Origin of the sequence: Shewanella colwelliana ATCC 39565 (assembly GCF_000518705.1) — a bacterium.
Lineage (GTDB): Bacteria > Pseudomonadota > Gammaproteobacteria > Enterobacterales > Shewanellaceae > Shewanella > Shewanella colwelliana.
Map to the genome: position 1 here is coordinate 34,975 of NZ_JAEC01000035.1, position 9,162 is coordinate 44,136.

At 45.7% G+C, this 9,162-nt stretch carries 3 protein-coding genes; all 3 read right to left on the bottom strand.

Translation table 11 applies throughout. From position 1 onward, the window contains the following. Positions 1–11 precede the first annotated feature (11 nt). The gene (locus tag L876_RS0114390) at positions 12–1,394 is read right to left on the bottom strand and encodes an HlyD family type I secretion periplasmic adaptor subunit (protein WP_028764450.1); all 1,383 of its coding nucleotides are present in this window, start codon (positions 1,392–1,394) and stop codon (positions 12–14) included. Beyond that, positions 1,387–3,567: a type I secretion system permease/ATPase gene (locus L876_RS0114395; RefSeq protein WP_028764451.1), complete on the bottom strand. Its 2,181-nt coding sequence runs from the start codon at positions 3,565–3,567 to the stop codon at positions 1,387–1,389. Before L876_RS0114395 ends, L876_RS0114390 begins: the two co-directional genes overlap by 8 nt. A 131-nt stretch (positions 3,568–3,698) precedes the next feature. Next, positions 3,699–9,152 carry a VCBS domain-containing protein gene (locus L876_RS0114400; protein ID WP_037428834.1) on the bottom strand — a complete coding sequence of 1,818 codons (5,454 nt, stop codon included), beginning with the start codon at positions 9,150–9,152 and terminating at the stop codon, positions 3,699–3,701. Positions 9,153–9,162 lie beyond the last annotated feature (10 nt).

Genomic DNA, 9,162 nt, shown 5'->3' on the forward strand with positions numbered 1-9,162 from the left:
TTGTTGTGAACTTAACGTTCACGCAGGGCAGAATCTCTTGCCCTCAAAATTGGATTAAGTATGTACTCAAGAACTGATCTTTGCCCAGTTATTACGTCAACCGAGGTCAACATGCCTGGAATAATAGGCATCTGGGTTCCATCGTCTTTCGTTAAACTTGATAGTTCAGTTCTAACCCTTACAAGATAGAAACTGTTTCCCTCTTCATCCTGTGTTGTATCGGCACTAATGTGCTCTACAACGCCATTCAAGCCACCATAACGGGTGAAGTCATAAGCGGTAACTTTGACAATGGCGGGTAAGCCAGGATGTAAAAATGCGATATCTTTTGGAACAATTTTGGTTTCAATCAGTAGCTGATCTTCTGACGGTACAATCTCGATGATGTCTATACCGGGTTGCACCACGCCGCCGAGCGTATTGATGTGGACGGTTTTAATTGTACCATTGACTGGCGAAACGATTTCCGCCTTGCTCACTTTATCTTGAGCGCCAACTTGCGCCTCGGTCATACGTGACAAGCGGGTTTGCATGTCATTGAGTTGTGTGCGAGTCTCTGCGGTAAAGACGAATACCGCCTCACGACGCTTTAAAATCGCCTCATCTTGAGAGGCTTTTACTTTTGGTCGCAATAAGCGGACTGACGCGAGCTCGCCACGTATATCATTCACGATACGTTCAAGTTTGAGTAACTCGACTTCCGGTACAATGCCTTTGTCTGCTAAGGGGCGCGTAAGCTCCAATTCTCGCGTGACCAGTTGGAAACTCGTGGTGAGTGTACTGATTTTAGACGCGAGCTCTTGGGTTTCTTGCTGTTTCTGCTGTATCTGCCTTGCAAGAATTTCTAATTGATTACTGAGATTGTCGAGTCTACCTTCATACTCTTCTGTTTGTCGGCGTACTAAATCAGGCTCTGTTTCAACTAACTCTTGTGTAAATTGCAGTGGTTGCTTGACTACTTTGACCTGCTCTCGCCAGTCAGAAGCCATATCGGAAATGGTGATGCTGTTAAGCTCGGTACGCAGACGCAATACATTAGCTTGTAGACTGTAGACTTCTTGTTCTTGCTGGGCGAAATCGGAGCGAAAACGGGTATCATCAATGCGCACGAGTGGTTGACCTTTTGTGACCACCATCCCCTCTTGTACATAGAGGTCCTGCATAATGCCGCCATCTAAGCTTTGAATTACTTGAATTTGAGAGGAGGGGATCACTTTTCCCATTCCTGTAGTGACTTGATCAAGCTCAGCAAAATAGGCCCAAAGTAAAAAGCATAGCGCTAATGCAGAGAGTGCCCAAATGATCAATCTATGGCTTGTTGGTGCATCAGTCATCATCGCACCATACACGTCATCGACCATTTCTAGTTCATGGGTAGTTAGGTGCTTACTCACTCTTCGGCCCTCCCGCTAATAACCCTTTGGAGAGCTGATTAAGAACGGTTTCTTTAGGACCGTCGGCGACAATATGCCCACGATCTAACACAATAATGCGATCCACTAAGTTAAGTAAGTGCATTTTATGAGTGATTAGCAAAAGGGTTCTTTCTTTTGTGACATTTTGCATGGCACGAATAAACTGTTTTTCAGCGCGTGCATCCAAGCTAGCGGTCGGTTCATCCATTAACAATACTGGTGGGTCATTCAGTGTTGCTCGTGCGAGGGCGATGGTTTGTCGCTGGCCACGAGATAGCGATTGACCGCCTTCGCCCACTTGCTGATCTAAGCCTTCGGTTTCAATGTCGGTAAACTGATTAACCCCTGAAAGCTGAACGGCTCGAATGAGTTGATGTTCAGTCACCTGACGTGTACCAAATAGAATATTGTCACGTATGGTACCGTGAAATAGGGTGATATCTTGAGGTAAGTATCCAAAGTTTCTGCGTAAATCAGTAGGGTGGATTTGCGCCGAATCTAACCCATCATAGCGTAAGCTACCTTTAGAGGGCTGATAGAGACCCACTAATAGTTTTGCTAGGGTACTTTTACCTGAACCGTTACGACCAATAATTGCAACGCGCTCACCAGGGGTGATAGAGACGGACATAGGGTGCAATACGGGGCGCTCTGAACCTGGGTAGTTAAAGCTGATGTGATCCGCATTGATTTGCCCTTGCAGACGTTGTTTACTGACAAGATGACCTTTGTTTTCAAACTCATCTTCTTGCGTCATGATTTGATCTAATTGTCGTAGCGCGCTAGCGGTATGGTTACCGCGAGTCATCAATCCAGCCAGCTGAGCCATAGGAGAGATAGCACGGCTAGAGAGGATCACCGCCGCGATAATGCCACCCATAGAGATAGCGTTGTCAGCAACACGGTACACACCAAGTATCACCACGCATACGACTGACAGTTGCACTGTAAAGTTAGCAACATTCGTGACTGAGGTGGAGATCTTCTTGGCTTTTAATTGCCAATTGGCCGTGTGCCCAATCATCTGTTGCCAGCTTTTTTGCACTAAACCTTCAGCGCCACTGGATTTTATTGACTCAAGCGATGCGAGAGATTCGATAAGGTGACCATGTTTTAAACTGGCAAACTTATTACTCTCCTCGATAGCAGCCTTTAAACGTGGCTGCATAATGAGCGTGTAAATAATAATGATTGCACCGCCAATGAGGGGGATTAATGCAAGGTCGCCTGCCACAATATAAATGACGATGACAAAGAATATTGCAAAGGGCAGATCGACTAATGTGGTTATCGTCGCCGAGGTCAAAATCTCTCGAATACTATCGAATTCCCCCAGTTGTCTTGCCATGCCACCTACACTAGGAGAGCGCTTTTCAAGTGGGATACCTATCGCTTTAGCAAACAACCGAGATGAGACAATGATGTCAACTTTTTTACCGGCAACATCAATTAAGTAGGCCCTAAGCTGCCGCATCACTAAGTCAAAAATGTAAGCGATACCTGCACCGATAGCGAGTACCCATAAGGACTCGAAAGCGAGGTTAGGCACCACTTTATCATAGACATTCATGATGAATAATGGAGAGACTAGTGCAAAGAGATTGACCAGAACCGATGCGATCAGGGCGTCACGATAAATGGGGGCGGAGTCTTTAAGCGTTTGCACCAGCCAGTGGCCATTATTGTCATGAAGGTGCAGGTCAAAGCCCATGTCACCGCGGTATTGCTGTTTAACCAGAAACAGATAACCCACATAAATTGCTTCAAGCTCTTCGATAGAGAGCTGTTCTTCTCCGCCAGTTTCAGGCAGTTGAATGACAGCTTTATCATTATCAATATCGATTTCCCGCAATAAGCAGGCTTTTTTGTCTTTGAGTAACAAAATACAAGGCAAAAAAATCGGTGAGACTTGATCTAGGCCTTTGCGGGTGAGTTTTGCTGCAAGTCCGGCACGTCCAGCGGCTTGTGGTAACAGTTCAGGTGTTAATACACTGCCAGACAGCGGTAGCCCTGCGGCTAATGACTCGCTAGAGCAGGGGCTGCCGAAGTATTCGGTTAATAACACTAAACTGTCTAACAAGGGATCGACAGTCACTCTTTGGGAGGCTGAAACTGTCCATTGTTCAGTTTTTGGAGACGCTGATGCTTGCACCTTAAAAACTTATCCTTAAGATTTTATTAATATTTATCGTAAAACAATTATAGAAGTAATACGTTCACATAACAAAAGTAATAATCGCACTAGCTAACTCTGGCGTTCACTAGTGCGATTATCTCCATTTGTTAAGGGATCATTATTGGTGAGTCATTCAGATCTAACAAGTTCTGTTCGGATGCACTACTTTGTGTAGCTATGTCGTCGGATTGATCAACGATGAGCGCCCCCTCGCCATTATTTCCTAATAAACTATTGATTATCTGCCCATCAGTATTACCAAGTGAACTGAGGTCAACGCCATCTAGCACGATAAACTGATCGTAATCGGTGTCACCATCTCCATCAGCGTTGATAGATATCGTAGTATTACCTTCATTGAAACTGAAATGCAGGTAATTAGACAAATTATCACCGCTCTCACCTTGCAACAGGTCACTTAGATCTAGCTTATCTTGATTGATATCGAAATCGGTAATGTGATCAGTACCAGACTCACCTTGCTGCCACACGAAGGTGTCTGCATCAGTACCACCCGTTAAGGTATCGTCACCTAATCCACCGATAAGGGTGTCAGACCCAGAACCACCAATAAGATGGTCCAGACCACTTCCGCCTATTAATAGGTCATCACCACTACCGCCATGAAGCTCGTCATTACCACCTTGGCCGAAGAGAATATCATCCCCTCGGTTACCGGCGAGAATATCGTTACCATCATCACTACGTGATGTGTCAAACAGTGATGGATTTGCTGACACATACTCGTGAACATCTTGAATAGAAACGTCAGCCGGATTTTCACCAGTTTGTTGCGCAACAAATTTTTGCAGTGCAGCGTAGCCTTGTCCCTCGATGCCATCAAATGCCACTATGTCACCGAAGATGATGTCGTTGCCATCGCCTGAGTTTACTGTGTCATCGCCTTGGAGCAATAATTGCTCTGAGCCTAAAATAACACTGGCCAGCTTGCTCGCATCAATATTAGTAGCAACATTACCATCAGAATCATAAGGGGTTAACCTGTTGAGACTGATGCCGCTGCCAATGCCGATAGCTTCGACGTTAGAAAGAGTGTCTAGTACTTGGAATGCGCTCTGAGCTCCGCTTACCGCTTCATTAGATCCCTCAGTAGGTATCGCAACGAAGTAGTTACCATTGGCGTCTAGTTCTAATTGGCCTATTTCTGTTTTACTGCCCCAGCCATTATTATTACCTTTCTCTTTCCACTCATAAACGATGCCGTTTGCTGCGATAATCTCAAGCCCGTTGTAAACTAAAGCTTGTCCTGGGGTATAAAGATGAATTAAATCAGCTAAGCCCATATCGCTGCTATATTTATAGTCCAACACTTCAATATCAGTAATTGGAGTCTCTTTCATATAATAATTTGGCTCACCATCGGTAATGAAATAAGTGAGGTTAGTACCATTGTTGCTTGCAGCATCTCCATTGGTGAACCACTCTATAGCAGCATCAAATGCAGCTTCATAGTTGGTCCATCCATCGTCACTAATTTTGCTTAAAGCAAGAGTTAAGGTGTCGAGTGCGTTAGGGTCTGCAAGGTTCACTGATAGAGATATGTTGGCATCAAAATCAAAATCGACAAGTAGAACATTTACCACACCAGAGTGTAAGCCCGTTGCACTTGACTGCAGTGTTGTAAATACTTGTAATAACTGAGATGTAGCTGCTTCAATTGCACTACTCATACTGCCAGAAGAATCAAGGATGAACGCAATATTATAGTTTTCACCTTGCACAATTTGAATACCAGAGGTATCACTCACTATTACGTCATGGTTTTCTGAACCATCAATCGTGTTGTCACCGTCAGTACCGTTTGTTTGAATGTAATCGCGCACTACAACCTGAGGTGTTACTGCAAAATGACCTTCTGCACTATCTCCATCAGAATCGGTCGCGGATACGTTAAAGTCCAACTGCCCATCGGATGTTTGTTCAATAGCTTTATATTGATAAAACTCCCACTGGCCAGTGCTTGGGGTAAACTCGACTTTAAATACCAGCTCTCCCGAATCTGTCTGGCCTAAGAGTGTATTACCTGACAGTGAGGTCAAGATGCTTTGACCATCACTAGTAAATAAGCCATTCTCATCCGTTCCATCAAATACCAGAGAGCCTATACCATCAGCTCCCCAATCGGTATCTACCGAACCAGTAGCGTAGCCAGAAGCGATATCGTCATAGCCTAAAAATTCGATTCTCTTGATTGCAAAATCGCTGTTGTCACTCGGATTGTTAACGCCATTATCGAGTGCTCGAATAACCATTTGGTCGAAACCACCCTGCATTACGTTAAATCGTTCGGCATAGTCTCCGCTGTCAGCATTAGAGCTAAAAGTTTGCGAGCCTATAAGCTGTCCATCACGGTAAAAATCGACTACGCCAACTTCACGCTCGCCGCGAAACATATTATCGAAATCAATGTTTACACCATAAGCAAGCCTGCCTGCATCAAGCGTAATAATGACTTCTTCTGATGCTGATGTTCCATCAGCAAACTGACGGAAATCAACTTCGCCTGCTAGGTTAAGGTACGGAGAGTTAACACTTTGAACACCGATGCCACTACTGTTACCGAATATGTTAGATTCTGTTAGCGTTGAATCTGTGGCAGAGGTGAAACCTCTCGCTGTGATAGTGAAACCATCAAAATCTAGGTCACTACTACTACCCCGACTATTTGTTAGGGAGAAACTGCCAACTAGTGCATCAGGGATGTCGGTATCTGATACAGCTACAGTGGCAGCATCAGCGATTTCCGGAGCATCATCTGCTACCTGAACAGTCATGCTAGATGTAGCGCTATTGCCTTGTGCATCAACAGCAATCACATCAATACCACTAATGACTAAGTTTTCTGCGCTAACATTGTGAGGGAAGGTATCTAAGAGCTCTACTGTTACCGATACGCTGCCTTCTTCACCACTCTCAATACGGCCGCCATTTAGAGTTAGGCTGATAGCCTCTTTCCCCATAAAAGTGCCGATTAACTGGCCATTGTCATTAAATGACCATTTAATGTTTGCGTTAACACCAGATATTTGGATGTTATCTGTGTTGCCAAACTGGAATGAAGTAATAGATTCACTGCCAGACTTAAAGCGTAATTGCTGGGAGTCAGCATCGGAACCATTACTGTAAAGATCGCCTTCACTGAGCAAGGACATAGCACCAGTTGTCAACGCTGTTGGCGATGTCGGTGTGTTTGTGCCTGGAGCATTGAGGTCAACATGAATAGAACCGTTTGCGCTGTCGCCATCGCTATCTGTTACCGTCACATTGAAATCAAGATCGACATCCGTCGTCTCAGTAACGATGTTTTGTGCTGAGGTGCCAGTAAATTGGAAATTCGCATGGTTACCTTGTGCACTCGTGGACACCTCTATGTAACTAATTTCACCCAAGTTACTGATCACTTGACCACTAGTGATATCACCTTCACCCAGCAGGTTTCCGTTTGCATCATAGGCTTTAAAGTGAGCGTAAGTCGCTCCCTCAAACTGAATCGATGCGGAGGCGACATTATCGGCATAGTCTACGATTAGCGCTTCGCCTTGGTCTACCCAAGCGTTCTGTACACCAAACCCATTGGTATTACCGTTGACTGTGCTAGAGACTAAACCAGAAGTTGATGTAAGCGTGAAGATCATCTCATGGGTTGGATCTACATCACTGATATCGTTGTTTATAATGTAATTAGTTCCATCGAATGTGACATAAGCTGCTGGAGTGTTACCTCCTTTACCACCACTCATATCTGCAACGGTAATCGTTTCTACTTGGTCAATTGGGCGTACGACATCAAGCTGATAGCTGTCGCTATTTGGATCTATCGATAAGGTAAATATTATGGATTGACCGTTATTATCAGGATCATAAGCCGAAGGTGTAGCACTGGCATCAGAATACGCGATTAAGATACTTGGGTTGCTTGGATCGACATAATAGAAGACGGTTAACCCTCCCGCAGTAATTCCTGAATTTGAGAATGTGCCACCACCGGAAATATTGCTCGACAGATCTGCGCTATAGTTTTGATCTGCACCATCGACGTTAATAACACCTTCATACTGACCCACCGCATTATTGCCAACAAGATCCTGTGGCGTTAGGTCTACACCATCATCGACCACTTTAACCGAGACAGTGCCTGTAGCTGTAGCACCAGATGCATCAGTTGCAATTACAGTGATGCCATCAACCGTAAGGTCATTAACAGATACATTGTGAGACAGGTTATCAAGCAAGGTTACCGAAACACTTACTGATCCTGCATTGCCTGCTGAGATTGCGTTGCCAGTTAAGGATAACTGCAGTACGTCAGTGTTGCCGATACTACCAATTAGATTGCCTGATGCATCTAATGACCAAGTAAGGTTGCCATCTAAACCATCTACAGTAATGTCGTTTAAGTTTGTAAATGCAAATGCCGTAACATCATGTGCACCCGCAGTGAAACTAAGGCCTGCACTGTCACTATCTGTCGCAGAGCCTAGGGTGTTAGCGTCATCGACCGTCAAGTCGACATTGCTGCCGCCGGAAACATCATTAACACCATTAATTGTAATGGTGACGGTTGTCCAAGTTACACCGTCTGCATTATAAACTTTAAACTCTTCCGTTAAGAACTCTCCGCTATTAAGGTTTTGGATCGCACTTTGGCTGTTGTCAGCGGTGTAGATCCAGTTGCCGTAAGCGTCGACGGACAGGGTTCCGTATTGGCCCGTCAATGTGTCTGCGGTGAACTTGTCTTCACCTGCATCGCCGTCCGTGCCCGCATCTAAGATGCCCGAGGTGATGAGGTTTCCATCGACGTTAACCGCAGTATCTTCTGTCACACTGCCAGTGTCAGGCAACAAAGTTGGCACATCGTTGGTGCCCGTGATGGTGATGGTGACGGTGTGCTCGGTGCCATCTTCGCTTAGTACCACAAAGGTTTCGACTTTGGTCTCGCCTTCAGCCAAGTACTGCACCTCGGCGTTGGCAACGTTGTACGTCCAGTTGCCATTGGTATCGATGGTTAAGCTGCCCAGTGCGCCATTGCTCGGCGTGCCGTTACCGGCTTGGAATACAGACTGACCTGCATCGGCATCATCAATGGTGAGGAGGCCAGTGTCAGTCAGGGTTGGGTTGCTGGCATCTTCGGTAACCGCTCCACTGTCGTCACCGGCGAACACAGGGATGTCGCCGTCTGGAGTTACAGTGATCATCAAGGTCGCACTTGCACCGGTATTGGTGGTGTAAGTGATCACCGGAACGCTGCCGTTCCAGTTGTCATTCGGGGTGAAGGTGTAGGTGCCATCGGCATTGATGACTAATGAGCCGCCTTCCACCTCAACCGTGGTGCCCGCTGCAACGGTTTCGCCGTTAACAGTGAAGCTAACCACTGACAAGTCGCTGTCGATATCGCTGTCGTTATCCAATACGTTGCCAGTGGCGACGGTATCTTCTGCAATGGTGTTGCTGTCGTTAGCCAGCACAGAGGCATCATCAACAGGGGTGACTTCAATGGTTAAGGTCGCACTTGCACCGGTATTGGTGGTGTAAGTGATCACCGGAACGCTG